The 23,912-nt window shown below is 61.0% G+C and carries 18 protein-coding genes, 2 tRNA genes and 3 pseudogenes; 19 read left to right on the top strand and 4 right to left on the bottom strand.

From position 1 onward, the window contains the following. Positions 1-33: 33 nt before the first annotated feature. From BKP54_RS04915 to BKP54_RS37255, 3 genes are all read right to left on the bottom strand, one after another. Positions 34-507 carry a MarR family transcriptional regulator gene (locus BKP54_RS04915; RefSeq protein WP_025426575.1) on the bottom strand — a complete coding sequence of 158 codons (474 nt, stop codon included), beginning with the start codon at positions 505-507 and terminating at the stop codon, positions 34-36. A gap of 183 nt (positions 508-690) precedes the next feature. Continuing rightward, positions 691-1,686 carry a methyl-accepting chemotaxis protein gene (locus tag BKP54_RS37260; RefSeq protein ID WP_348626727.1) on the bottom strand — a complete coding sequence of 332 codons (996 nt, stop codon included), beginning with the start codon at positions 1,684-1,686 and terminating at the stop codon, positions 691-693. Beyond that, on the bottom strand, positions 1,683-2,528 hold the full coding sequence (locus BKP54_RS37255) for an MCP four helix bundle domain-containing protein (RefSeq protein WP_348626726.1): 846 nt from the start codon (positions 2,526-2,528) through the stop codon (positions 1,683-1,685). The genes BKP54_RS37260 and BKP54_RS37255 overlap by 4 nt, the downstream gene beginning before the upstream one ends. Positions 2,529-2,904: 376 nt before the next feature. Between BKP54_RS37255 and BKP54_RS04905 the strand changes: the two genes are divergently transcribed. The 3 genes from BKP54_RS04905 to BKP54_RS04895 are packed head-to-tail and all read left to right on the top strand — an operon-like array spanning position 2,905 to position 8,094. Continuing rightward, positions 2,905-4,182 (top strand): exonuclease SbcCD subunit D, encoded by a 1,278-nt coding sequence (locus tag BKP54_RS04905; RefSeq protein WP_025426577.1) that lies wholly within the window; start codon positions 2,905-2,907, stop codon positions 4,180-4,182. Further along, positions 4,182-7,643, top strand: coding sequence for an AAA family ATPase (locus BKP54_RS04900; protein ID WP_057211428.1), 3,462 nt, complete (start codon positions 4,182-4,184; stop codon positions 7,641-7,643). The genes BKP54_RS04905 and BKP54_RS04900 overlap by 1 nt, the downstream gene beginning before the upstream one ends. 52 nt (positions 7,644-7,695) lie before the next feature. Then, on the top strand, positions 7,696-8,094 hold the full coding sequence (locus tag BKP54_RS04895) for a cupin domain-containing protein (protein ID WP_025426579.1): 399 nt from the start codon (positions 7,696-7,698) through the stop codon (positions 8,092-8,094). A 298-nt stretch (positions 8,095-8,392) separates the two neighbouring features. Here the strand turns inward: BKP54_RS04895 and BKP54_RS04890 are convergent. Beyond that, positions 8,393-8,468 (bottom strand) — tRNA-Val (locus BKP54_RS04890). Between the two features lie 471 nt (positions 8,469-8,939). Here BKP54_RS04890 and BKP54_RS04885 point away from each other — a divergent pair. The 16 genes and pseudogenes from BKP54_RS04885 to BKP54_RS04810 all read left to right on the top strand — a co-directional run bounded on the left by BKP54_RS04885 (position 8,940) and on the right by BKP54_RS04810 (position 23,907). After that, positions 8,940-9,016 (top strand) — tRNA-Asp (locus BKP54_RS04885). A gap of 295 nt (positions 9,017-9,311) precedes the next feature. Further along, positions 9,312-9,677, top strand: a complete 366-nt coding sequence (locus tag BKP54_RS04880) for an NADH-quinone oxidoreductase subunit A (protein ID WP_025426580.1) — start codon at positions 9,312-9,314, stop codon at positions 9,675-9,677. Then, a complete protein-coding gene (locus BKP54_RS04875) occupies positions 9,668-10,246 on the top strand; it encodes an NADH-quinone oxidoreductase subunit B (protein ID WP_025426581.1) in 579 nt (192 codons plus the stop codon). The genes BKP54_RS04880 and BKP54_RS04875 overlap by 10 nt, the downstream gene beginning before the upstream one ends. Positions 10,247-10,264: 18 nt before the next feature. After that, entirely contained in the window at positions 10,265-10,870 is a 606-nt protein-coding gene (locus BKP54_RS04870) for an NADH-quinone oxidoreductase subunit C (RefSeq protein ID WP_057226518.1), read from the top strand. A 57-nt stretch (positions 10,871-10,927) separates the two neighbouring features. Beyond that, entirely contained in the window at positions 10,928-12,118 is a 1,191-nt protein-coding gene (locus BKP54_RS04865; protein ID WP_025426583.1) for an NADH-quinone oxidoreductase subunit D, read from the top strand. Beyond that, positions 12,118-12,372, top strand: coding sequence for a hypothetical protein (locus tag BKP54_RS04860; RefSeq protein WP_025426584.1), 255 nt, complete (start codon positions 12,118-12,120; stop codon positions 12,370-12,372). The genes BKP54_RS04865 and BKP54_RS04860 overlap by 1 nt, the downstream gene beginning before the upstream one ends. 16 nt (positions 12,373-12,388) lie before the next feature. Then, the gene (locus BKP54_RS04855) at positions 12,389-13,516 is read left to right on the top strand and encodes an NADH-quinone oxidoreductase subunit E (RefSeq protein ID WP_025426585.1); all 1,128 of its coding nucleotides are present in this window, start codon (positions 12,389-12,391) and stop codon (positions 13,514-13,516) included. Between the two features lie 11 nt (positions 13,517-13,527). Continuing rightward, positions 13,528-14,830 (top strand): annotated as a pseudogene (nuoF, locus tag BKP54_RS04850) (NADH-quinone oxidoreductase subunit NuoF). Between the two features lie 6 nt (positions 14,831-14,836). Next, complete coding sequence (locus BKP54_RS04845) at positions 14,837-15,511, top strand: NADH:ubiquinone oxidoreductase (RefSeq protein ID WP_084814299.1); 675 nt, start codon at positions 14,837-14,839, stop codon at positions 15,509-15,511. A 103-nt stretch (positions 15,512-15,614) separates the two neighbouring features. Then, positions 15,615-17,687 (top strand): NADH-quinone oxidoreductase subunit NuoG, encoded by a 2,073-nt coding sequence (gene nuoG / locus BKP54_RS04840; RefSeq protein WP_025426588.1) that lies wholly within the window; start codon positions 15,615-15,617, stop codon positions 17,685-17,687. A gap of 20 nt (positions 17,688-17,707) precedes the next feature. Continuing rightward, positions 17,708-18,750: pseudogene (nuoH, locus tag BKP54_RS04835) on the top strand (NADH-quinone oxidoreductase subunit NuoH). 64 nt (positions 18,751-18,814) lie between these two features. Beyond that, positions 18,815-19,306: an NADH-quinone oxidoreductase subunit NuoI gene (gene nuoI, locus BKP54_RS04830; RefSeq protein WP_025426590.1), complete on the top strand. Its 492-nt coding sequence runs from the start codon at positions 18,815-18,817 to the stop codon at positions 19,304-19,306. A 137-nt stretch (positions 19,307-19,443) separates the two neighbouring features. Then, positions 19,444-20,058 carry an NADH-quinone oxidoreductase subunit J gene (locus tag BKP54_RS04825; protein ID WP_025426591.1) on the top strand — a complete coding sequence of 205 codons (615 nt, stop codon included), beginning with the start codon at positions 19,444-19,446 and terminating at the stop codon, positions 20,056-20,058. A gap of 28 nt (positions 20,059-20,086) precedes the next feature. Then, positions 20,087-20,395 (top strand): NADH-quinone oxidoreductase subunit NuoK, encoded by a 309-nt coding sequence (gene nuoK, locus BKP54_RS04820; RefSeq protein WP_025426592.1) that lies wholly within the window; start codon positions 20,087-20,089, stop codon positions 20,393-20,395. Between the two features lie 7 nt (positions 20,396-20,402). Then, a pseudogene (gene nuoL, locus BKP54_RS04815) lies at positions 20,403-22,396 on the top strand (NADH-quinone oxidoreductase subunit L). Next, positions 22,396-23,907, top strand: a complete 1,512-nt coding sequence (locus BKP54_RS04810) for an NADH-quinone oxidoreductase subunit M (protein WP_057211424.1) — start codon at positions 22,396-22,398, stop codon at positions 23,905-23,907. Before nuoL ends, BKP54_RS04810 begins: the two are co-directional and overlap by 1 nt. Positions 23,908-23,912 lie beyond the last annotated feature (5 nt).

Here is a 23,912-nt window from a genome sequence, read left to right as displayed (position 1 = left end):
CGGCTATCTGTAAAGGCTGGGGGAAGGGCGGGCCTAGCGAGCGACCGCAATCTGTGCTGCTTCGGCCTCATCCTTGCGCTTGCGAATTTCGTCGGTCTTGTCGACGAGTTTGCCGACGATATCGAAGAGCTGACCGAGCTCCTTGTCGTCGAGCGCGGAGAAGATCTCCTCGATCAGCTGTTTGCGCGGGTGTTCGGCTGCCTCCAGGATCACGCGTCCCGTGTCGGTGATCGAGACGATCTTGGCGCGGCGATCCTCGGGATCGGGTTTGCGCATCACCAATCGGTCGCGCTCGAGGCCGTCGATCGCTTCGGTGACGGTGCGCGGCGCAAAGTTCAGCGCGCAGGCGATATCCGTCGAGCGACAGGGGCCGAGCTTGCTCAGGAAGAACAGGAATTTGCTCCGCGCCAGCGAAACGCCTTCCTCCGTCATCGACTCGTTCACGAGCCGGTGGACGCGGTGATAAAGCTCAAACAGTCTGTCGGAAACTTCGAATGTCTTCTTCATGATCATCGTTGGAAAATTGTGAGGTGCCATGTCAAATGGCAGCAACATTATTGATAGTTACAATTGCTACATTTGTCGACTAAAACCTCTGCAATTTCACGGTAACGACCTCCGCAAGCAAGAAACGGCCTCCGTTTCCGGAGGCCGTTTCACTTGTAGTGCCAAGAATTTCACCCGTTCGGACTATGCTGCCCGGCGCGATGAGCCGGTCCAAGGCGCGTAACCGTGGCCCGAATCCTGGGCCAATGTGAAGCGAGCGATCAGTTCGCGAAGACGGCCGGCCTCCTGTGCCAGCGTCGCGCTTGCGGCGTTCGCCTCTTCGACCATTGCGGCGTTCTGCTGGGTCACCTGGTCCATCTGGTTGACGGCGGTGTTGACCTCGGAAAGCCCGGCGGACTGTTCCTGTGCCGAAACGGCGATCGCGTCCATGTGCTGGTTGATCGTGACGATAAAGCCTTCGATCGTGCGCAGAGCCTCGCCGGTTTCACGCACGAGTTTGACGCCGCTCTGCACTTCCACCGCTGAATTGCGGATCAGGTCCTTGATCTCCTTGGCGGCATTGGCCGAACGCTGTGCGAGTTCGCGCACTTCCTGGGCGACGACGGCAAATCCCTTGCCGGCATCACCGGCGCGCGCTGCTTCCACGCCGGCATTCAGCGCCAGCAGGTTGGTCTGGAAGGCGATTTCGTCGATGACGCCGATGATGTTGGAGATTTGGCTCGACGAATGCTCGATGCGGCCCATGGCGTCGATTGCGCCGGAGACGATGGCGCCGGACTTGTGGGCGCTTTCGTTTGCCTGGCTGGCAATGGCGCGGGCTTCGTTGGTGCGCTTGGACGAGCTGCCGACATTGACCGTGATCTGGTCGAGGGCGGCTGCCGTTTCTTCCAGCGACGCGGCCTGCTGTTCGGTGCGACGTGACAGATCGTCGGCGCTCTGGCTGACTTCGCGTGCACCGCTGTCGATGCTGCCCGAGCTGGAGGAGACGGCAGCCAGTGTATCGGCCAGCTGGGCAACGGCCTGGTTGAGGTCGTGACGCAGCTGTTCGAAATCCGGTGCGAAAGGTTCGTTGAGCTGGAAGGCGAGATCGCCGGCCGCCAGGCGGCGAAGACCGGTTGCAAGGCCGGCTGTCGCTTCCTGCAGACGGAGCTGTGCGGCCGCCTCGGCCTCTTCGGTCACGCGGTGACGCTCGGCCTCTGCCTGCGAACGCTGGACCTTGGCATCTTCCTCGAGCTGAAGATTGGAGATGGCCGCCTCGCGGAAGACCTCGACGCGCGCGCCATCTCGCCGATCTCGTCCTTGCGCACGCCATAGGGAATGGCGGTGGCCGTATCGCCATTTGCGAGACCTGCCATCGAGCGGGTGATGATCTGGATTGGACGGGCAATGCCGCGGATTGCGTAGAAAATAGCGCCGAGGACGATGAGAGCCGCAACCGCGATGACAGCCATTTCGATCATACGGATCTGGTCGTGCGTGGTGGAGCTGTCAGCAACGGCAGCGTCGGCGCCGGCCAGATTGAGCGCGCGCATTTCCTTGATCGCCTGGTCGACCTGCTGTTCCCTCTCGCGCATCTCGACCTTGAACACGCTTTGCGCCTTCATATTCTCGAGATTGTTGGAGAGCTTGACCATGCCGGCGGAAACCGAGAGGTAGGCCTCATAGGCGCTCTTGACCTTTTCAAGTGCTGCCTTGTCGGCGTCGTTGACCATCAGGGCGGCGTATTCGTCCGAAAGCTTGTTGAAGCCATCTACGGTTTCGCCGATGACCTTCTCGGCCGCCTTCTTCTCGAAGGGGGTCAGCGAGATCAGGTGCCGGGCAAACGACATGCGTGTGTCCGAAAGCTGGGTTTCCAGTGCGCGCGAGAGCGAGACACGCGGCAGCCACGTGGTGGCAATCTCGTTGTTGCGCTCGTTCATCATCTTGATGCCGCCAAGCGAGGCGACGGCCAGAACGGTGACGATGAGGCCAACCATCAGGAAAAGGGCAATAAGGGTGTGTGATATCTTTAGGCGCGACATGAATAACTCCGGAGGAACGGCGTCCGTAAAAGCTTGTGCATGAATAAGTCGTTCCGGCTCTTGATCGTCATGACGGAGCGGATGCCGAAGCAGGGAGTCATTCCTGTGCTTGGCCGCACGCAAAATGCAGCCGAGCGGAACCTAGCCAACAAGTTCTTACAAAAGCGCTAATCGATTAAAGTGAGTATAATCTGATATTTGCACATAGGGGCGCGCGCTTTTGCGGCAGAACGTTTCAAGTCGAAACTCCAGTCATTACGTATGAGCGCTGGCTTTACTTAACTGCCCTGAAATAACGGCGAGTGACGGGCGCATCCGCGTGGATGACGGTGTCCGGCGCATTGACGGGTGCTGCTCCCACGGGCCATGGTCGGCCATGTCCTTCCGCTTCGTTCACACCGCCGATCTTCATCTTGATTCCCCGCTGCGCAGCCTTGCGCTTCGAAATGCCGAGCTCGCCGACATCGTGCGCGGTGCGACCAGGCAAGCGCTTGTGAGGATCGTCGATCTTTGCCTTGCCGAAGAGGTCGATGCCTTGCTGATCGCCGGCGACCTTTATGATGGCAGCCAGACCTCGATGAACACCGCGCTGTTTCTCGCTGGCGAACTGCGCCGGCTCGACGAGGCCGGCATCCGGGTCTTCATCATCCGCGGCAATCACGATGCCCAATCGCAAGTGACGAACGAGCTGACGCTCTCGCCATCGACACACGTCTTCAAGGGCCGCGGCAAGGCAGTCCTCGCAAAGACGCTGGAGAGCGGCCGCGATGTCTATATCCATGGTGTGAGCTTTGCGAACCCCCATGCGTCGGAAAGCTTGCTGCCGTCCTTTCAGTCACCGGTCGCCGACGCGATCAATATCGGCATGTTGCACACGAGCCTCGCCGGCGCTGCCGGCCATGACCTCTATGCTCCCTGCAGCGTGGCGGATCTCCAGGCGCACGGCTTCGACTATTGGGCGCTCGGCCATGTCCATCAGCGTCAGGTCCATGCCAGCGAACCTTTCGTCGTCATGCCGGGCATGCCGCAGGGGCGCGACATCAACGAAGCCGGCAGCAAGGGCGTGACGTTGGTGACGGTGACCGACGAAGGGCGGGTTTCGATCGAGGAGCGGGCAATCGGCCTTGCCACCTTCGAGCGGATCAGCCTTGACCTCACCGGCGTTTCCGAGTGGGGCGATATGCTTGATACGGTCGGGAACGCTTTCTTGCAGTCGCGCGAGACGACCGCTGCCGACAATGTGATCTTCCGCCTGACACTGACTGGCGCGACGCCGCTTTCCTGGCGCATGCGCCGTGATGGCGATCTGCTCCGGGCCGAGATCGACAATGTGGCTGCGGGCAACGGCGGCTGCTGGGTCGAGAAAATCGAGCTCGATTGCCGCAGTCCTGGTGCAGAGGCGGGGGCGGTTATGGCTGATCCGGTCGACGAACTGGCGGCCCTTGTCGGCAGCGATGTCCTGCCGGCCCACGGTTTCCGTCAGGAAGTGCGCTCTGCGGTCGAGGAATTGCTGCAGCAGTTGCCGCCGGACCTGCGCCAGGTTCTGGCGCCGGATGAGGCGGCGGTCGAAAGACTGGCGTTCGATGCCGGTGTCTCCGGTGCTGCGGAGGTGCTCGCACACCTTCATGGCAATGCAGGCGAGGGTTCACGCTGATGCGGCTGCGCGAACTCGACCTGGTGCGGTACGGCAAGTTTACCGAGCGGCGCCTCGACTTCGGTCCGGCGATATCAGGTAGGCCAGACCTGCATATCGTTTACGGCCCGAACGAGGCCGGCAAGTCGACGCTGTTTTCGGGCTTCCTCGACCTGCTCTTCGGCATCGAGCATTACAGCTCCTACGGCTTTCTGCACGCCTATCAGACGATGCGGGTTGGCGGCACGATCGAGGCGGCCGGCCGCACCCATCAGGCCTTCCGGATAAAGCGCAAGACCAACACGCTGGTCGGTGCCGACGATCAGCCGTTGCCGGACAATCTGTTTTCCGCCGCGCTCGGCTCGATCGACCGCGCGACCTACCGCATGATGTTCTCGCTCGACGACGACAGTATCGAGCAGGGAGGGGAGGCGATCCTGAAGAGCGAGGGCGAACTCGGCTCCCTGCTCTTTTCCGCCAGTTCAGGTCTGCCGGACAGCGCTGCGATCCTGTCTATCCTGCGCGCCGAGGCGGATGCCTTCTATCGACCCCAGGCACGCAAGCATCAGCTTTCCGAGCTGAAGGCCGAACTCGATGCGTTGAAAGTCGAGCGCAACGGGCTGGACGTCAATGCGCGTGAATATGCATCGCTGCGCAAGACGCTTCTTGCCGCCCGCGAGCGCCACGACGCGGCCATGGCGCGGCGCGTCGAACTGCGAGTGGAGCGCGATCGCCTGCGAGCGCAGATCGATGCCTTGCCGCTCTTCCGGCGCCTGTGTGGCTTGCGCATTGATCTGGCAAAGGCGCCGGCCTTGCCGCCAGCGCCGGCCGAGTGGGCCGCAGAACTGCCCGCACTGCGACGGCGCGACATCGAAATTGCGACCAGGTTGCGTCAACTCGCGGACGAAAGTCGCCGTCGGCAGGAAGAGCTGGAGGTCCTGCCGCATGACAAGGCGGCCCTCATCCTGGTGGAACGTTTGAACGCGCTGCAGGAGACGGCGCTCGATGCGCGTTACGTCACAGCCGCGCGCGACATGCCCGCACGGATCGACGAACTGTCGCGGACAAATATCGAAATTTCTGCCTGCCTCGTTAGGCTCGGCGAGCGCGGCGACCAGGATCCGGCATCGCTGCTGTTGCCGACGGCCACAGGCGCTCGCCTGCAGGAACTCTCACGGCGGCATTCCGCGTTGCAGGAGCGTGCGGCATCGGCTCGACAGGAGGCGGATGGGGCAAAACGGATGGAGCGGGAGGCGACAGACGAGCTGGCGCGGCTGCAGGCCGAACGCAGCTCGGCCATCGATCCGAGCGCGTTTGTCGAGCGCTTGCGGCGTGTTCGGCAGGATGATTGCTCCCTGCGCCTGCAGGCCACCCGACAAGTGCTCGAACGCCTGGATGCAGAGCTTGCCGACAAGCTGGCGGCTTTGAAACCCTATTCAGGCAGCGCCGATGATCTGCTTGGCCTGACTGTGCCCGCTGCCGGCACGATCGAGACCTGGCGACGCGACACGGCGGCGCAGGACCAAAGGCGCCTGCGCCTTGCCGACCGCGTCGCGAGCGAAACTGAACAACTGGCCGGAGAGGAAGCTCGCCTCGCGGCCCTGATTGCTTCGGGCGGCGCCCTTGACGACCGGGCGTCCATCGAGATTCGCCAGCAGCGACAACACGCCTGGGAGCGGCACAAGGTCCGGTTGGATGCGACGACTGCGGAAATCTTTGAGGACGCGTTGGGTCGCGACGACGATGCGACGGCATTGCGGCTCGCCGAGGCAGCAAAGGTCGCGGATATGCGCTCGCTCGCTTTGTCGATCGCCGAGCGCCGGGCGCGTCTTGATGAGCTTGGGCGACAACAATGCTCGCTCGCCGAGGAGGCGTCTGCACTTGCACAGGCGGTCAAAGCAACAGCCTCTGCAAGCGGTTTACCTGACGTCACGCAGTTGACGCAGCTGGAAGCCTGGCTCGTGTCCCGGCTCGCGGCGCTCGATGTCCGCACACAACAGCGTTCTACGCGGCTGGAGCTCGATCGCGCCCAGGCCGACGAGAATGACGCGCGCGATGTTCTGAAGGATTCACTTGCCGAGATCGGTGTGACCGAGCGTTTGCCGCAACGGCTCGACGATCTCATGGCCTTTGCCGAGAATGCTGTCGGGCAGGCCCAGGCGGCTTTTTCTGCCGGCAAGGCGGCGCGCGAGGCGGTCCGACGTTCCAGTGACGCGCTGGAGCAGCGTAAGTCGATCTTGGCGCAAGCCGAGGACGCCCTGTGCTCCTGGCGGGAGCAATGGGACGATCTGCTCTCAACCACCTGGCTTGCCGGTCGGCCGGAACAGCTGCTGCCGGATCAAATCGCCCCCATGCTCGCGGTCTTGCAGGATCTCGACAAGCTGGTGCAGCGCAAGGCCGATCTCGATCACCGCGTCGCCGGCATGCGCAAGGATCAAGTGGCTTTTGAAGCGGCGATCGCAAATCTTGCCGGTGTGCCCGACACCGGAGATACGCTTGCGATTTTCGCCGCCATGAAGGCGCGTGCCGCAGAGGCTGAAAAGCAGGAGGATCGGCGCGCTACGCTGTTGACGGAGCTTGCCCGCCTTGAGGAGGAGAAACGCAGCGTTGCTGCCGAGCAGGATCTTCACATTGCCCGCAAACGTCTGGTCCTCGACTTCTTCGACTGCGAGACATTGGATGAAGCCGGCTTGCGGCTCGACGCTTCCCGCGAGCAGGAACGGCTGCGCCAGCGCATTGCCGAATCGGAGGCCGACCTTGCGCAGCGCCTTGGTGTCGCCCGCAGCGAAGACGCCGAGGCGTTGCTGGCTGCGCTTGACGACGAAGCGGTGCGGCTGGAACTGGCTCGCGTCGAGGCGCTGCTTGAAGAGAGCGACCGTGATGTAAGTGAATTGCACGCCGACATGCGGACGAAGGAAGGGGCGCTCGCCAATATCGCCGGCGACGACGCTGTCGCAGCACTCGATCAGCGTCGCCGCACGCTGCTTCTGGAGATCGAGGCCAAGGCGCTCGGCTATCTCAAGCTGAGAGCCGGCCTGATCGCCGCCGAGCAGGCACTCCGGCTCTTTCGCGAGCGCCATCGCAGCGGCATGATGCGGCGCGCCTCGGAAACCTTCAGCCGCATCAGCGGTGGAGAATATTCCAGCCTGTCGGCGCAGGCCGACAAGGGTCAGGAATTCCTGATTGCCAACGCCGCAACTGGCGGGTCCAAGCTGGCGCGCGATCTTTCCAAGGGGACGCGCTTTCAGCTTTATCTGTCGCTCAGGATCGCCGGCTATCACGAGGTCGCCGCGGCGCGCGAAACCTTGCCCTTCATCGCAGACGACATCATGGAGACGTTTGACGACGGCCGCGCCGGTCGCGCCTTCGAGCTGATGGCGGATATGGCCCGCGTCGGGCAGGTGATCTACCTGACGCACCACGAGCATCTTTGCGATATTGCCCGAACGGCGTGCCCGGAAGTGACTATCCACAGGTTATGATGCCGACATGCCGTCGGCGAATGATCGTGACGGAAACCCGGAGGAACGGCAGATGGAAATCATACCCAGCGGATCGCGAGCGTCGACACGACCCTCGGCCGACTACTTCACCGGGACAGTCAGGCAGGATCCCGTCATCGAGGCAGCAGAGCCGGCCCGTGTGCGCGCCGTCAACGTGACCTTCGAGCCCGGCGCGCGGACCGCATGGCATACGCATCCGCTTGGGCAGACGCTGGTGGTGACATCGGGCAGAGGCCTGGCGCAGGTCTGGGGCGAGCCGGTGCGTGAGATTCGTACGGGAGACGTGGTCTGGTTTCCGCCAGGCGAAAAACATTGGCACGGTGCCGCGCCTGACACGGCCATGGTTCACCTCGCCATCCAGGAAGCGCTCGACGGCAAGGCGGTCGACTGGCTGGAGCATGTCACCGACGAACAGTATCGCGGCAGCTAGCTGATTCTTTTGCTCGTCTGCTGCTTTGCGATTCGTGACGAATCTGTCGCCAGCGCGTTCACAGCGCACGTGGCGTAAGGATCGCTTTCAACAAATTCGGTTGCATCGCGCGAAAGGCGCAGGTCGCTCTATCGTCGAAGCCTGTGCGGGCGTTTGCCTTGGGTCACGGTACCGACAGCTCGATCTGATGAACGCCTGAACACAGGAAGCGCAGAATTTTGGCCACGGACAGTTCGACAGTGAAAACATGAACGCAAATGCGCTTGTTGAGTCGGCGGTGGAAGTTCCAAGGAAAAAATGGTGGGCGATGAGAGACTCGAACTCCCGACATCCTCGGTGTAAACGAGGCGCTCTACCAACTGAGCTAATCGCCCTTCAGCGTTCGGACCGGATGTGTCCGCCGCGTCGGTGGCCGTGATCTAGGCGTAACCGAAAAAAACCGCAAGAGCATTTCCGTCGTTTTTTTGATTTTTTTTGCACGAGGCGACAAAAGTGCAGGAGTTGCCGGGTTTTCACATTGTGGAAAAAAGCGGAGAGCGGCGACTGTGGAAAAAGGTGATTGGCCACGCGACGACTTTCATCCGAATCCATCAGTCGCTGGCATGTATCTGTGCATTGTCTTTCCTCACGCCAGAGCCGGCTGCTGCGCAAAGGGCAGGGGCCCTCTCTCTTAAGGGGAGGTCGAGGGCGGCTTTGACATTGCCTGTGGATCAAAATTGGCTCCGTTATGGATTTGTCTCCAAACACGCTTGACACCCAAATGCGAACCGCTTAGTTAGCCGCTCATCGAACGGGCAAGCCCGCTCGGTGCCGGGGCGGAAACGCTCCAGCCACTTCAAGATGATGCGGGTGTAGCTCAGTCGGTTAGAGTGCCGGCCTGTCACGCCGGAGGTCGCGGGTTCGAGCCCCGTCACTCGCGCCATTTACCTCTTGATTCCTCCGATACAACGTCACTGCAAATTCTGTTTTTTGCAGTGCGGCAATCTGTCCTTCTGGCGTCGCTTTTACCGTAAAGTCTGCCCGTGCCTGCAAATCAGCGCTTTGCCGCGACACGTCGTCCAATCCTGTGCCGCGAACCGGTTTAAATGGCCCTCGAAGGCTTGCGCGCAAGCGCGGGCTGCGCTAACCACTCTGGCGTTGCAACATATTTTTCGGCCTGCGAGATTTGTTGTTTGGCGCTCTCCCATGCGCCCTCCCGCAGGCAGGGACGGATAACAATGACTGAACTTCTCGGTTCCTATGTTCCGATCGCGATTTTCATTGGAATCGCACTTGTGATCGGCGTGGCACTTTTGATTGCCCCCTTCGCCGTCGCGTTCAAGGCGCCTGATTCGGAAAAGCTGTCGGCCTACGAATGCGGTTTCAATGCGTTCGACGACGCTCGAATGAAGTTCGACATTCGTTTCTATCTTGTGTCGATCCTCTTCATCATCTTCGACTTGGAAGTCGCCTTCCTCTTTCCGTGGGCCGTCTCGTTCCACCAGCTGGGCTGGTTCGGATTCTGGTCCATGATGGTCTTCCTCAGTGTGCTGACGATCGGCTTTATCTATGAATGGAAGAAGGGAGCGCTGGAATGGAACTAGCATCCGGCACCACGCTCGTTGCGCCCAAGCCGAAGGGGATCATCGATCCCTCGACCGGCAAGCCGATCGGCAGCAATGATGCATTCTTCGGCGAGATCAACAATGAGCTCGCCGACAAGGGTTTTCTGGTTACGTCGACCGACGAGCTCATCAATTGGGCGCGCACTGGTTCGCTGATGTGGATGACCTTCGGTCTTGCCTGCTGCGCCGTCGAGATGATGCAGATGTCGATGCCGCGTTACGACGCCGAGCGCTTCGGCTTCGCGCCGCGCGCTTCACCGCGCCAGTCCGATGTGATGATCGTCGCCGGCACCCTGACCAACAAGATGGCGCCAGCGCTCCGCAAGGTCTACGACCAGATGCCGGAGCCGCGTTACGTGATCTCGATGGGCTCGTGTGCCAATGGCGGCGGCTACTATCACTATTCCTATTCCGTCGTGCGTGGCTGCGACCGTGTCGTGCCCGTTGATATCTATGTGCCAGGCTGTCCTCCCACAGCAGAAGCGCTGCTTTACGGCGTGCTTTTGCTGCAGAAGAAGATCCGCCGGACCGGCACGATCGAACGCTAAGGGTAGGGGGTCCTTAACATGAGTGAAGCCCTGAACGAGCTTGCCTCCTATCTGCGCGAGACGCGCAGCCAGCTGATTTCGGATGCCGCCATCAACTACGGCGAACTGACGCTGACGACGACGGCTGCAAACCTGATCGAGCTCTTGACGTTCCTGCGCGACGACGTGCAGTGCGCCTTCATCAACTTCGTCGATGTTTGCGGTGTCGACTGGCCTCAGCGGCCGGACCGTTTCGATGTCGTCTACCACCTGCTGTCGCCACGCCAGAATTTCCGCGTGCGCATCAAGGTTGCGACCGGTGAAGGCGAGCCTGTGCCGTCGGCCACCAGCGTCTTTCCGGGCGCCGACTGGTTCGAACGCGAAGCCTACGACATGTATGGCATTCTGTTTACCGGCCATCCGGACCTGCGTCGCATCCTGACGGACTACGGTTTCGAAGGGCATCCGCTGCGCAAGGACTTCCCGGTCACCGGGTTTGTCGAGGTTCGCTATGATGACGAAGCCAAGCGCGTCATCTATGAGCCCGTTGAACTGAAGCAGGAATTCCGTAACTTCGACTTCCTCTCCCCGTGGGAAGGGACGGAATACGTCCTGCCCGGCGACGAGAGGGCGAAAGCACGGTGAGACTAAGTCGGCCCGCGGCGACCCTTTGAGGGCGCCGTCCGGCCTGGAGTAATCGGTATGACCGAACATAACGTCCGCAATTTCAACATCAACTTTGGTCCGCAGCATCCGGCGGCGCACGGCGTTCTTCGTCTGGTGCTCGAGCTTGATGGCGAAATCGTCGAGCGTGTCGACCCGCATATCGGTCTGCTGCATCGCGGCACCGAAAAGCTGATCGAAACCAAGACCTATCTGCAGGCGATTCCCTATTTCGATCGGCTCGACTACGTCGCGCCGATGAACCAGGAGCATGCTTTTGCGCTTGCAGTGGAAAAGCTGACCGGAACCGAAGTTCCGATCCGCGGCCAGCTGATCCGCGTTCTCTATTCGGAAATCGGCCGTATCCTGTCGCATCTTCTGAACGTGACCACGCAGGCCATGGACGTCGGCGCGCTGACGCCGCCGCTCTGGGGCTTCGAGGAGCGCGAAAAGCTGATGGTGTTCTATGAGCGTGCCTGCGGCGCGCGCATGCACTCGGCCTATTTCCGTCCCGGCGGAGTGCACCAGGATCTGCCGCATGAGCTGGTCGAGGATATCGGCAAGTGGATCGACCCGTTCCTCAAGACCGTCGACGATATCGACGAGCTTCTGACTGGCAACCGCATCTTCAAGCAGCGCAACGTCGACATCGGCGTCGTCAAGCTGGAAGACGCCTGGGCCTGGGGTTTCTCGGGCGTGATGGTTCGCGGTTCCGGCGCTGCCTGGGACCTGCGCCGTTCGCAGCCCTACGAATGCTATTCGGACATGGATTTCGACATTCCGATCGGCAAGAACGGTGACTGCTTCGATCGTTACCTCATCCGCATGATCGAAATGCGCGAGTCGGCCAAGATCATGCGTCAGTGCGTGAACCGTCTGCTCGGCGATGCCAAGATTGGCCCGGTCTCGTCGATGGACGGTAAGATCGTTCCGCCAAAACGTGGTGAGATGAAGCGCTCGATGGAAGCGCTGATCCACCACTTCAAGCTCTACACCGAAGGCTACCACGTGCCGGCCGGCGAGGTTTATACAGCCGTTGAAGCGCCCAAGGGCGAATTCGGCGTCTATCTCGTCTCCGACGGTAGCAACAAGCCCTATCGCTGCAAGATCCGTGCCCCGGGCTACGCGCATCTGCAGGCGATGGACTTCCTCTGTCGCGGACACCAGCTTGCCGACGTGTCAGCCGTGCTGGGCTCCCTCGATATCGTGTTCGGTGAGGTGGATCGCTGATGCGTTTCGCGCCCCTGGCAATGGCAGGATTTCTTATGCTTGCGACGGCGGCATCCGCACAGGATTCCGTCAACAGCGAAGCGTCTGCCGCGATGCGTGGGGGCTCGATGGCCGATCTCGTGGCCAAGGGCTACGAGATCAAGGCGGCCGTGGCCAACGGCACGCGCTACATCGTATTTTTACAAAAAGACCAGTCAGCCTATGCCTGCGAATTCGTTTCGGTGACGAAATCGCGGTGTGGGTCGATTAACTGATAAGGTGTCGTGAAGAATGTCTGTTCGTCGACTAGCCGAAGACAATGTTCAGCCGGCCGCATTCGCGTTCAATCGCGAAAACGCCGCTTGGGCAAAGAAGACAATCCAGAAGTATCCGAAAGGCCGTGAGCAGTCCGCGGTCATTCCGTTGTTGATGCGGGCGCAGGAGCAGGACGGCTGGGTAACGAAGGCCGCGATCGAATCGATCGCTGACATGCTCGGCATGGCCTATATCCGCGTGCTCGAAGTTGCGACCTTCTATACCCAGTTCCAGCTGAAGCCGGTCGGAACGCGCGCTCACGTGCAGGTCTGCGGCACGACGCCGTGTATGCTGCGTGGCGCCGAAGACCTGATCCGGGTCTGCAAGAGCAAGATCGCCCACGATCCTTTCACCCTCAACGAGAGCGGCACGCTTTCCTGGGAAGAAGTGGAATGTCAGGGCGCCTGTGTGAATGCGCCGATGGTCATGATCTTCAAGGACACCTATGAAGACCTGACGCCCGAGCAGCTCGAGCAGATCATCGACCGCTTCGATGCAGGCAAGGGTGCCGAAGTCGCCACCGGTCCGCAGATCGATCGTGTCTTCTCGGCGCCGGAAGGTGGCCCGACCACGCTCATGACGCCGGACGCGCCGGCCAGGAAGGCTCCCGCGAGCGCGAAGAAGGTCAGCGATGCGCCTGTTGTCAGCGTTCCGCCATCGAACGCTGCACGGGCAAAGACCGCTGCCAGCGAAACCAACGCCGCCGTGAAGACGCCGGCGACGGCGAAGAAGGAAGCGGCGGCAAACGCCAAGGTCGAGGGCGACACCGCCGACAAGTCGAAGCCCGCCAGGGCGGCCGACGTTTCCGGCAAGCCGTCGCTTGAAGACAAGAACCGCCCGGCAGGCATCGCTAGGCCGGCGGCTGTCGACGACCTCAAGCTGATCTCCGGCGTTGGCCCGAAGATCGAAGGCACGCTGCACGAACTCGGCATCTACACGTTCGCGCAAGTCGCGTCGTGGAAGAAGGCCGAGCGCGAATGGGTCGACAGCTATCTCAATTTCAAGGGCCGGATCGAACGTGACGATTGGGTCAAGCAGGCCAAGGCGCTCGCCAAGGGTGGCGAAGCCGAATACATCAGAGTTTTCGGCAAGAAGCCGCGGTAAAGAGGTGAACCATGCTCAGAGATGAAGATCGCATCTTTACCAATATCTACGGCCTCAAGGATAAGTCTCTCAAGGGCGCGATGAGCCGCGGCCATTGGGATGGCACCAAGCAGATCCTCGAAAAGGGTCGCGACTGGATCGTCAACGAGATGAAAGCTTCGGGTCTTCGCGGTCGTGGCGGCGCAGGCTTCCCGACCGGTCTCAAGTGGTCCTTCATGCCGAAGGAAAGCGACGGGCGTCCGCACTATCTGGTCGTCAACGCCGACGAATCCGAACCGGGCACCTGCAAGGACCGTGACATCATGCGTCACGATCCGCACACCCTGATCGAAGGCTGCGTCATCGCCAGCTTCGCCATGGGTGCGCACACCGCATACATCTACGTGCGCGGTGAATATATCCGCGAGCGCGAGGCGCTGCAGGCTGCGATCGACGAATGCTACGACGCCGGCCTGCTCGGCAAGAACAACAAGCTGGGCTGGGACATGGACATCTACGTCCACCACGCGCCGCGCCTACATCTGCGGCGAAGAAACCGCGCTGCTCGAAAGCCTTGAAGGCAAGAAGGGCCAGCCGCGCCTGAAGCCGCCGTTCCCGGCGAACATGGGTCTCTACGGCTGCCCGACGACCGTCAACAACGTCGAGTCGATCGCAGTTGCCCCGACGATCCTGCGCCGCGGCGCTGGCTGGTTCTCGTCGATCGGCCGTCCGAACAACGTCGGCACCAAGCTGTTCATGCTCTCCGGTCACGTCAACAAGCCGTGCACGGTCGAAGAAGCGATGGGCATCACCTTCCGTGAACTCGTCGACAAGCATGCCGGTGGCATACGCGGCGGCTGGGACAACCTGCTGGCGGTCATTCCCGGCGGCGCATCGTGCCCGGTGGTCAAGGCGGAAGACATCATTGACTGCCCGATGGATTTCGACGGGCTTCGTGAAGTCAAATCGTCCTTCGGCACGGCGGCTGCCATCGTCATGGATCGCTCCACGGACATCATCAAGGCAATTGCCCGCATCTCGGCTTTCTTCAAGCACGAGAGCTGCGGCCAGTGCACGCCGTGCCGCGAAGGCACCGGCTGGATGTGGCGCGTGATGGAACGCATGGTGCAGGGCCGCGCCCAGAAGCGCGAGATCGACATGCTGTTCGACGTCACCAAGCAGATCGAAGGTCACACGATCTGTGCTCTGGGTGATGCGGCCGCCTGGCCGATCCAGGGCCTGATCCGCAACTTCCGTCCGGAGATCGAAAAGCGCATCGACGAATACACCCGCAACGCGACGTCGCACGGCGCGGTGCTGGAAGCGGCGGAGTAACGGGCCATGGCCGGCACACGCAAGGATGGACAGGTGAGGGGAGAGGCCGAGAGCGGCATTCCGTCCGCACGTCCGCTTGGCAGTGATCCGGCCGATCCGTTCGGCATGGCCGAATGGATGAAGACCATGCCCAAAGTGCCGCTGCATCCGCTGATGGCGCATCCGGCAGGCGCCGTGGCAGCTGCCACCGCGCTTGGTTTCGGTCTGTCGAGCCACATCGCCGGCGTTATGTTCGGCGCGATGCAGGGCGCCGTCGAAGCGCTGCAGAAGGGCTCGGCCTTGGCTGGCCAGATGCAGGCAGACGCCCCGGCTGAGGTCGTTCCGACCCAAGCAGCTCCGGTTCAGGCAGAAGCAATGCCGCAAGAGACGGTGAAGCCGGTAGTCGCCAAGAAAGGCGCGGTATCAAAGCCGAAGGCTGAGAACAAGCTGGCGGAGCGCGTGAAGGCGCCGGCAGCTTCGCGGTCCAAGACCCGCACCGCCGACGACCTCATGCGGATTTCCGGCATCGGCCCGAAGCTCGAGCAGGTCCTGAACGGCAAGGGCATTCGCCGGTTCGCCGATATCGCCGCCTGGAGTGACGCCGACATTGCCCGCTTCGACGACGAACTGGGCTTTGGCGGACGTATTCTGCGCGACGACTGGGTAAAGCAGGCAAAGGCGCTGAAAGGCGCAAAAGAATAAGAGGCGGTGACCGGCAGAGGTCGCCACCGGCAAGCAGCATGGCTGTGTTGGAATTGTCCGTCGCCTCAAGGTGGACGGATGGAAGACAGGATTGAGTACGAAGATGGCAAAGCTGAAAGTCGACGGAAAAGAGATCGAGGTCCCGGATCATTTCACGCTGCTTCAGGCGTGCGAAGAAGCCGGCGCCGAGGTTCCGCGCTTCTGTTTCCATGAGCGGCTGTCGGTCGCCGGCAACTGCCGCATGTGTCTGATCGAGGTGAAGGGAGGGCCACCAAAGCCCGCCGCCTCCTGTGCCATGGGTGTGCGCGACCTTCGTCCGGGTCCGAACGGCGAGACGCCGGAAGTCTTCACGACCACACCGATGGTCAAGAAGGCGCGCGAAGGCGTCATGGAATTCCTGCTGATCAACCATCCGCTCGATTGCCCGATCTGCGACCAGGGTGGCGAATGCGACTTGCAGGACCAGGCGATGGCCTTCGGCATCGATAGTTCGCGCTACCAGGAAAACAAGCGCGCTGTCGAAGACAAGTATATCGGCCCGTTGGTCAAGACGGTGATGAACCGTTGCATCCATTGCACGCGCTGCGTCCGTTTCACCACGGAAGTGGCCGGCATTGCCGAACTCGGCCTGATCGGCCGCGGCGAAGACGCCGAGATCACTACCTATCTTGAACAGGCCATGACCTCCGAGCTTCAGGGCAATGTCGTTGACCTCTGCCCGGTCGGCGCGCTGACCTCCAAGCCGTTCGCCTTCACGGCGCGTCCGTGGGAACTGAACAAGACCGAATCGATCGACGTGATGGACGCGCTCGGTTCGGCCATCCGCGTCGATACCCGTGGCCGCGAAGTGATGCGCATCATGCCGCGCGTCAACGAGGACATCAACGAAGAGTGGATCTCCGACAAGAGCCGCTTCATCTGGGACGGCCTGAAGACTCAGCGTCTCGACCGTCCTTATGTCAAGAAGGACGGCCGTCTGCAGGCTGCAACGTGGAGCGAAGCGTTCCAGGCGGTCAAGGCTGCCGTTGCAGCGACCTCCGGCGACAAGATCGGCGCCATCGCCGGTGACCTTGCTTCCGTAGAAGAAATGTACGCGCTGAAGGAACTGCTTGCTTCGCTCGGTTCCGAAAACGTCGACTGCCGCCAGGATGGTGCAGCGCTCGATCCGTCGCTCGGCCGCGCCAGCTACATCTTCAACCCGACCATTCAGGGGATCGAGAGCGCCGACGCGCTGCTGATCATCGGCTCGAACCCGCGCTTCGAAGCATCCGTTCTCAACGCACGCATCCGCAAGCGTTACCGGATGGGCAATTTCCCGATCGCCGTCATCGGCGAGCAGGGTGAACTGCGCTACGAATACGAATACCTCGGTGCAGGCACCGACACGCTGGCCGAACTCGTGTCCGGCAAGGGCAAGTTCGCTGCGACCTTGAAGAAGGCGCAGCGTCCGATGATCATCATCGGCCAGGGCGCCGTTGCAGGGGAGGGCGGTGCCGCCGTTCTCGCCGCTGCCGCCAAGCTTGTCGGCGCAGTGACGGCCGACTGGAACGGCTTTGCCGTTCTGCACACCGCAGCGTCCCGCGTCGGTGGTCTCGACCTCGGCTTCGTCCCGGGCAAGAACGGCAAGACGGCCGCCGAAATGGTTTCGGCCACTGACGTTCTCTTCCTGCTCGGCGCCGACGAGATCGATCTTGCTGGCCGCAAGTCCGGCTTCACTGTCTATATCGGTTCGCATGGCGACAATGGCGCCCACGCTGCCGACGTCATCCTGCCCGCCGCCACCTACACCGAAAAATCCGGCACCTGGGTCAACACCGAGGGCCGCGTGCAGATCGGCAACCGTGCCGGCTTCGCTCCGGGCGACGCCCGCGAGGACTGGGCGATCATCCGTGCGCTCTCCGACGTTCTCGGCAAGAAGCTGCCCTTTGATTCGCTTGGCGAATTACGCTCGAAGCTTTACGCCGCGCAGCCGCATTTCGCCGATGTCGACGCGATTGCCGTCGGCAGTGGCGACGAAATTGCCGCACTTGCTCAAAAAGCCGGTGAGATGGGCAAATCCGTGTTTGCGTCTCCGGTCAAAGACTTCTATTTGACGAACCCGATAGCGCGCGCATCCGCCGTCATGGCCGAATGCTCGGCTTTGGCACGCAACAACTTCAAAGCTGCGGCGGAATGAGCGCGAGGGAATAGAGTATCATGGACGCTTTCGTTTCGACCTATGTCTGGCCTGCGATCATCATGTCGCCCAGTCGCTGCTGCTGCTGGTCGCGCTGCTGCTTTTCATCGCCTACGTTCTGCTGGCCGACCGCAAGATCTGGGCTGCTGTCCAGCTTCGCCGTGGTCCGAATGTGGTGGGCCCCTGGGGTCTTTTCCAGTCCTTTGCCGACCTTTTGAAGTTCGTCTTCAAGGAGCCGGTGATTCCGGCTGGCGCAAACAAGGCAATCTTTCTGCTCGCGCCGCTCGTCTCCGTGACGCTGGCGCTCGCCGCCTGGGCGGTTATTCCGCTCAATGCCGGCTGGGTGATCGCGAATATCAACGTCGGCATCCTCTTCGTGTTCGCCATATCTTCTCTTGAAGTTTATGGCATCATCATGGGTGGCTGGGCGTCGAACTCCAAATATCCCTTCCTCGGCGCGCTTCGTTCTGCCGCGCAGATGGTGTCTTACGAAGTCTCGATCGGCTTCGTCATCGTCACCGTCCTGTTGTGCGTGGGTTCGCTGAACCTGACTGATATCGTCAATGCGCAGAGCAACGGCATCGGTACGAACTTGGGTCTGCCCGCATCGTTCCTCGACTGGCACTGGCTCGCACTGTTCCCGATGTTCATCGTGTTCTTCATTTCGGCGCTGGCTGAAACGAACCGCCCGCCCTTCGATCTGCCGGAAGCGGAATCCGAACTCGTCGCCGGCTTCATGGTCGAATACGGCTCCACGCCTTACATGATGTTCATGCTCGGCGAGTATGCCGCCATCTGCCTGATGTGCGCGCTGACGACCATTCTCTTCCTCGGCGGCTGGCTGCCTCCGGTTGACGTCTGGTTCCTCAACTGGGTCCCGGGCATCATCTGGTTCGTTCTCAAGGCATCCTTCGTGTTCTTCATGTTCGCGATGGTGAAGGCTTTCGTTCCGCGTTACCGCTACGACCAGCTGATGCGTCTCGGCTGGAAGGTCTTCCTGCCGATTTCTCTGGCAATGGTCGTGATCACTGCATTCGTTCTCAAGCTGACGGGAGCTGCATGATGCTGGCTTTCGCTCGGTTGCATACCGCTGGCCGCTCCCAGGCCGGCAAGTCTGGAGGTAAATGATGGCCGGTCTTTCGCAAGCCGTCAGCTCGCTGTTCCTCAAGGAATTCGTCGGCGCGTTCTTTCTGTCGATGCGCTACTTCTTCAAGCCGAAGGCGACGTTGAACTACCCCTTCGAAAAGGGGCCGGTCAGCCCGCGCTTCCGTGGCGAACACGCCCTGCGCCGTTATCCGAACGGCGAAGAGCGCTGCATCGCCTGCAAGCTCTGCGAGGCGATCTGTCCTGCCCAGGCCATCACCATCGAGGCCGGCCCGCGCCGCAACGACGGCACCCGCCGCACGGTGCGCTACGACATCGACATGGTGAAGTGCATCTATTGCGGTTTCTGCCAGGAAGCCTGTCCGGTCGACGCCATCGTCGAGGGACCGAACTTCGAATTCGCCACCGAGACGCGTGAAGAGCTGTACTACGACAAAGACAAGCTCCTCGCCAATGGCGACCGTTGGGAGCGGGAAATCGCACGCAACATCGCAATGGACTCGCCCTATCGCTGAGGCCGATGCGTGGTGTCGCCCTTCAAGGCGGCACATGTGAAACAGTTTGGGGCAAAGGCCGGACATCAGTCCGGCTTTGCCAGTGGAGTGGGGGCTGCAAGAGCCTCACGCCGTGCAAGACGAAAAAGGCACCGATCATGGGTCTGCAGGTTCTTTTTTTCTATCTCTTTGCCTTCATCGCGGTGGCATCGGCATTTATGGTCATTGCGGCCAGGAACCCCGTTTATTCGGTGCTGTTCCTGATCCTGACCTTCTTCAATTCGGCGGGCCTGTTCCTGCTGGCTGGCGCCGAGTTCCTGGCGATGATCCTGCTCGTGGTCTATGTCGGCGCGGTTGCGGTGCTCTTCCTGTTCGTCGTCATGATGCTCGATATCGATTTCGCCGAACTCAGAGCCGGCGTGCTTGAATATGCGCCCGTCGGTGCGCTGATCGGTCTGATCCTGGCTGCCGAACTGATCATCGTCGTCGGCGGCGCGACCTTCTCGCCGGAGATTGCCAAGGGCATCTCGATGCCGATCCCGGCGGTTGCCGACCGGACGAACACCGCCGCACTCGGCGACGTGCTCTATACCCACTACGTCTACTTCTTCCAGATCGCGGGCCTTGTGCTGTTGGTCGCCATGATCGGCGCCATCGTCCTCACGCTGCGCCACCGCACGAACATCAAGCGCCAGAGCATTCCGCAGCAGGTTGCCCGCACGCCCGAGACCGCCGTCGAGGTGATCACGGTCAAGCCCGGGCAGGGCATTTAATTCGGACGCGAGGTCGAGGAACCAAAAAATGGAAATCGGAATTTCCCACTATCTCACCGTCAGCGCCATCCTGTTCACGCTTGGTGTCTTCGGCATCTTCCTGAACCGGAAGAACGTCATCGTCATCCTGATGTCGGTCGAACTGATCCTGCTTGCGGTCAACATCAACATGGTCGCCTTCTCGTCGTTCCTGAACGACATCACTGGCCAGGTCTTTGCTCTGTTCATTCTGACCGTCGCGGCCGCGGAAGCCGCCATCGGGCTTGCAATTCTCGTCGTCTTCTACCGCAACCGCGGCTCGATCGCTGTTGAAGACGTCAACATGATGAAGGGCTGATTGGGCTATGGATACCATCATCAAGGCTATCGTCTTCCTGCCTTTGATTGGCTTTCTGGTCGCCGGCCTTTTCGGCACTTCGATCGGCGCCAAGGCTTCTGAATATGTCACCAGCGGACTGATGATCATCGCCGCCGCATTGTCGTGGTACGTCTTCTTCGACGTCGCGATGGGCGAGCAGGAACTGATCAAGGTTTCGGTGCTGCGCTGGATCCAGTCCGGCGGCTTCGACGTCGAATGGGCGTTCCGCGTCGACACGCTGACCGCAGTCATGTTCGTGGTCGTCAACACAGTGTCGACGCTCGTGCATGTCTATTCGATCGGCTATATGCACCACGATCCGCATCGTCCGCGTTTCTTCGCCTATCTGTCGCTCTTCACCTTCGCGATGTTGATGCTGATCACGTCGGACAACCTGGTGCAGATGTTCTTCGGCTGGGAAGGCGTGGGTCTCGCATCCTACCTGCTGATCGGCTTCTGGTATAAGAAGCGTCGGCGAACGCGGCGGCGATGAAGGCGTTCATCGTCAACCGCGTTGGCGACTTCGGTTTCTCGCTTGGCATCTTCCTCGTCTTCGTGCTGTTCGGTTCGGTCAACCTCGAAACCATCTTTGCAGCAGCCCAGACCTACCTGCCGGCCGAAGGTGCCGCAGCAGGGGAGGCGGTTGTTACGCTGTTCGGCATGCACCTCGACAAGGCAGATGCCATCACGGCCGCATGCCTGCTGCTCTTCATGGGCGCGATGGGCAAGTCGGCTCAGTTCCTGCTGCACACCTGGCTTCCGGACGCGATGGAAGGCCCGACCCCGGTTTCGGCCCTCATTCACGCCGCAACCATGGTCACCGCCGGCGTCTTCCTTGTCGCTCGCATGTCGCCGCTGTTTGAGCTGTCGCCGACTGCACTGACGGTCGTCACGCTGATCGGCGCGATCACGGCCTTCTTCGCCGCAACCGTCGGTCTGGTCCAGAACGACATCAAGCGCGTCATCGCCTATTCGACCTGTTCGCAGCTTGGCTACATGTTCGTGGCCCTCGGCGTCGGCGCCTATGGCGCGGCCATCTTTCATCTGTTCACGCACGCCTTCTTCAAGGCTCTCCTTTTCTTGGGTGCAGGTTCGGTCATTCACGCCGTCGATGGCGAACAGGATATGCGTTACATGGGTGGCCTGCGGAAGCATATTAAGGTCACCTATTGGATGATGTTCATCGGCACGATCGCGCTCACCGGCGTCGGCATCCCCGGCACCGTCATCGGTACGGCCGGCTTCTTCTCGAAGGATGCCATCATCGAATCGACGTTCGCTTCGCACAGCATCGTTTCGGGCTTTGCCTTTGCGATGCTGGTGATCGCCGCTCTGTTCACCAGTTTCTATTCCTGGCGCCTGACCTTCATGACCTTCCACGGCAAGCCACGCGCTTCGTCGGATGTCATGCATCACGTCCATGAATCACCTCAGGTCATGCTGGTGCCGCTCTACATCCTGGCTGCCGGTGCTCTGCTCGCAGGCTTCCTGTTCCACGACCACTTCTTCGGCGAGGGCTATGCCGAGTTCTGGAAGGGTGCGTTGTTCACCTCGGCTGAAAACGAAATCCTCCATGAGTACCACCACGTTCCGCTGTGGGTTAAGTGGAGCCCGTTCTGCGCCATGGCGCTTGGTCTCTTCACGGCCTGGTACATGTACATCCGTCGGCCTGAGCTGCCGAAGTACCTGGCGGAACAGCATCGCGGCCTCTACCAGTTCCTGCTCAACAAGTGGTACTTCGACGAGCTATACGACTTCCTGTTCGTACGCTCGGCCAAGCGCCTCGGCGTCTTCCTGTGGAAGGAAGGCGACGGCCGGGTCATCGACGGCCTTGGCCCTAACGGAATTGCGGCACGCGTGCTTGATGTCACCGATCGTGTGGTCCGGCTGCAGACCGGTTACCTCTATCACTACGCGTTCGCCATGCTGATCGGCATTGCTGCGCTCGTTACATGGATGATGCTCGGGAGTTCCTTCTGATGACCGATTGGCCCGTACTTTCCGCGGTCACCTTCATGCCGCTCGTCGGCGTCCTGCTTCTCTTGCTGACAAGAGAAGACAGCGCCTACGGCCGCCGCAACATCCTGAACGTATCGCTGCTGACGACGCTCTTCACGTTCGCCGTGTCGGTCTATATCTGGTACCAGTTCGATAGCTCGAACCCGGGTTTCCAGATGACCGAGAAGCACGAATGGCTCGGCACCGGGATTTCCTATCATCTCGGCGTCGACGGCATCTCGGTGCTCTTCGTCGTTCTCTCTGCCTTCCTGATGCCGTTCTGCGTGCTCGCAAGCTGGTTCTCGGTCGAAAAGCGGCTGAAGGAATACATGATCGCGTTCCTGATCCTGGAAACGTTCATGATCGGCGTGTTCGTGTCGCTCGACATCGTGCTGTTCTACGTGTTCTTCGAAGCCGGCCTCATTCCGATGTTCCTCATCATCGGTGTCTGGGGCGGCAAGGATCGCGTCTATGCGAGCTACAAGTTCTTCCTCTACACGCTGCTCGGCTCGGTGCTGATGTTGCTCGCCATCATGGCGATGTACTGGCAGGCCGGTACCACCGACATCACTGAACTTCTCGCCTACAACTTCCCGCGTGAGATGCAGACGTGGTTATGGCTCGCCTTCTTCGCTTCCTTCGCGGTGAAGATGCCGATGTGGCCGGTGCACACCTGGCTTCCCGACGCGCACGTTCAGGCGCCGACGGCGGGTTCGGTCATCCTGGCCGCCATCCTCCTGAAGCTTGGCGGTTACGGCTTCGTGCGCTTCTCGCTGCCGATGTTCCCGCTGGCGTCCGACTATTTCGCGCCCTTCGTCTTCACGCTGTCGGTCATCGCGATCATCTACACCTCGCTGGTGGCGATGATGCAGACCGACATCAAGAAACTGATCGCCTATTCGTCCGTCGCACATATGGGTTACGTGACGATGGGTATCTTCGCGGCCAATACGCAGGGTGTTCAGGGTGCGATTTTCCAGATGCTGTCGCACGGCATCGTCTCCGGCGCGCTCTTCCTTTGCGTCGGCGTCGTCTATGACCGGCTGCACACCCGCGAGATCTCGGCCTATGGCGGCCTCGTCAACAACATGCCGAAATACGCCGTCGCCTTCATGGTGTTCACCATGGCCAACGTCGGCCTACCCGGCACATCAGGCTTCGTCGGCGAAGTGCTGACGCTCGTCGGCGTCTTCCGCGTCAATACCTGGGTTGCGTTCTTTGCAACGAGCGGCGTTATTCTCTCGGCTGCCTACGCGCTCTGGCTCTACCGCCGAGTGATCTTCGGTGCGCTGGAAAAGGAAAGCCTGAAGGCTCTGCTCGATCTTTCGGCTCGCGAGAAGGCGATCCTTTACCCGCTGGTGATCCTGACGATCTTCTTCGGTGTCTATCCGGCGCCGATCTTCGATGCGACCGCAGCCTCCGTGGATCTGCTCGTCAACAACTACTCCGCAGCCCTGCAGGCAGCGCAAAACGTTGCGCTTTCGGTGCAATGACCACA

The sequence above is a fragment of the Ensifer sp. 1H6 genome (assembly GCF_001976035.1).
Classification (GTDB): Bacteria; Pseudomonadota; Alphaproteobacteria; order Rhizobiales; family Rhizobiaceae; genus Ensifer; species Ensifer canadensis.
Note: the sequence above shows the minus strand (reverse complement) of the source record. Positions and strands in the feature narration are given on the sequence as shown.

Excerpts from the sequence above, each read along its gene's own strand:
- BKP54_RS04915 (WP_025426575.1), bottom strand. The coding sequence starts at position 507 with ATGAAGAAGACATTCGAAGTTTCCGACAGACTGTTTGAGCTTTATCAC.
- BKP54_RS37255 (WP_348626726.1), bottom strand. The coding sequence starts at position 2,528 with ATGTCGCGCCTAAAGATATCACACACCCTTATTGCCCTTTTCCTGATG.
- BKP54_RS04905 (WP_025426577.1), top strand. The coding sequence starts at position 2,905 with ATGTCCTTCCGCTTCGTTCACACCGCCGATCTTCATCTTGATTCCCCG.
- BKP54_RS04900 (WP_057211428.1), top strand. The coding sequence starts at position 4,182 with ATGCGGCTGCGCGAACTCGACCTGGTGCGGTACGGCAAGTTTACCGAG.
- BKP54_RS04895 (WP_025426579.1), top strand. The coding sequence starts at position 7,696 with ATGGAAATCATACCCAGCGGATCGCGAGCGTCGACACGACCCTCGGCC.
- BKP54_RS04880 (WP_025426580.1), top strand. The coding sequence starts at position 9,312 with ATGACTGAACTTCTCGGTTCCTATGTTCCGATCGCGATTTTCATTGGA.
- BKP54_RS04875 (WP_025426581.1), top strand. The coding sequence starts at position 9,668 with ATGGAACTAGCATCCGGCACCACGCTCGTTGCGCCCAAGCCGAAGGGG.
- BKP54_RS04870 (WP_057226518.1), top strand. The coding sequence starts at position 10,265 with ATGAGTGAAGCCCTGAACGAGCTTGCCTCCTATCTGCGCGAGACGCGC.
- BKP54_RS04865 (WP_025426583.1), top strand. The coding sequence starts at position 10,928 with ATGACCGAACATAACGTCCGCAATTTCAACATCAACTTTGGTCCGCAG.
- BKP54_RS04860 (WP_025426584.1), top strand. The coding sequence starts at position 12,118 with ATGCGTTTCGCGCCCCTGGCAATGGCAGGATTTCTTATGCTTGCGACG.
- BKP54_RS04855 (WP_025426585.1), top strand. The coding sequence starts at position 12,389 with ATGTCTGTTCGTCGACTAGCCGAAGACAATGTTCAGCCGGCCGCATTC.
- BKP54_RS04845 (WP_084814299.1), top strand. The coding sequence starts at position 14,837 with ATGGCCGGCACACGCAAGGATGGACAGGTGAGGGGAGAGGCCGAGAGC.
- nuoG (WP_025426588.1), top strand. The coding sequence starts at position 15,615 with ATGGCAAAGCTGAAAGTCGACGGAAAAGAGATCGAGGTCCCGGATCAT.
- nuoI (WP_025426590.1), top strand. The coding sequence starts at position 18,815 with ATGGCCGGTCTTTCGCAAGCCGTCAGCTCGCTGTTCCTCAAGGAATTC.
- BKP54_RS04825 (WP_025426591.1), top strand. The coding sequence starts at position 19,444 with ATGGGTCTGCAGGTTCTTTTTTTCTATCTCTTTGCCTTCATCGCGGTG.
- nuoK (WP_025426592.1), top strand. The coding sequence starts at position 20,087 with ATGGAAATCGGAATTTCCCACTATCTCACCGTCAGCGCCATCCTGTTC.
- BKP54_RS04810 (WP_057211424.1), top strand. The coding sequence starts at position 22,396 with ATGACCGATTGGCCCGTACTTTCCGCGGTCACCTTCATGCCGCTCGTC.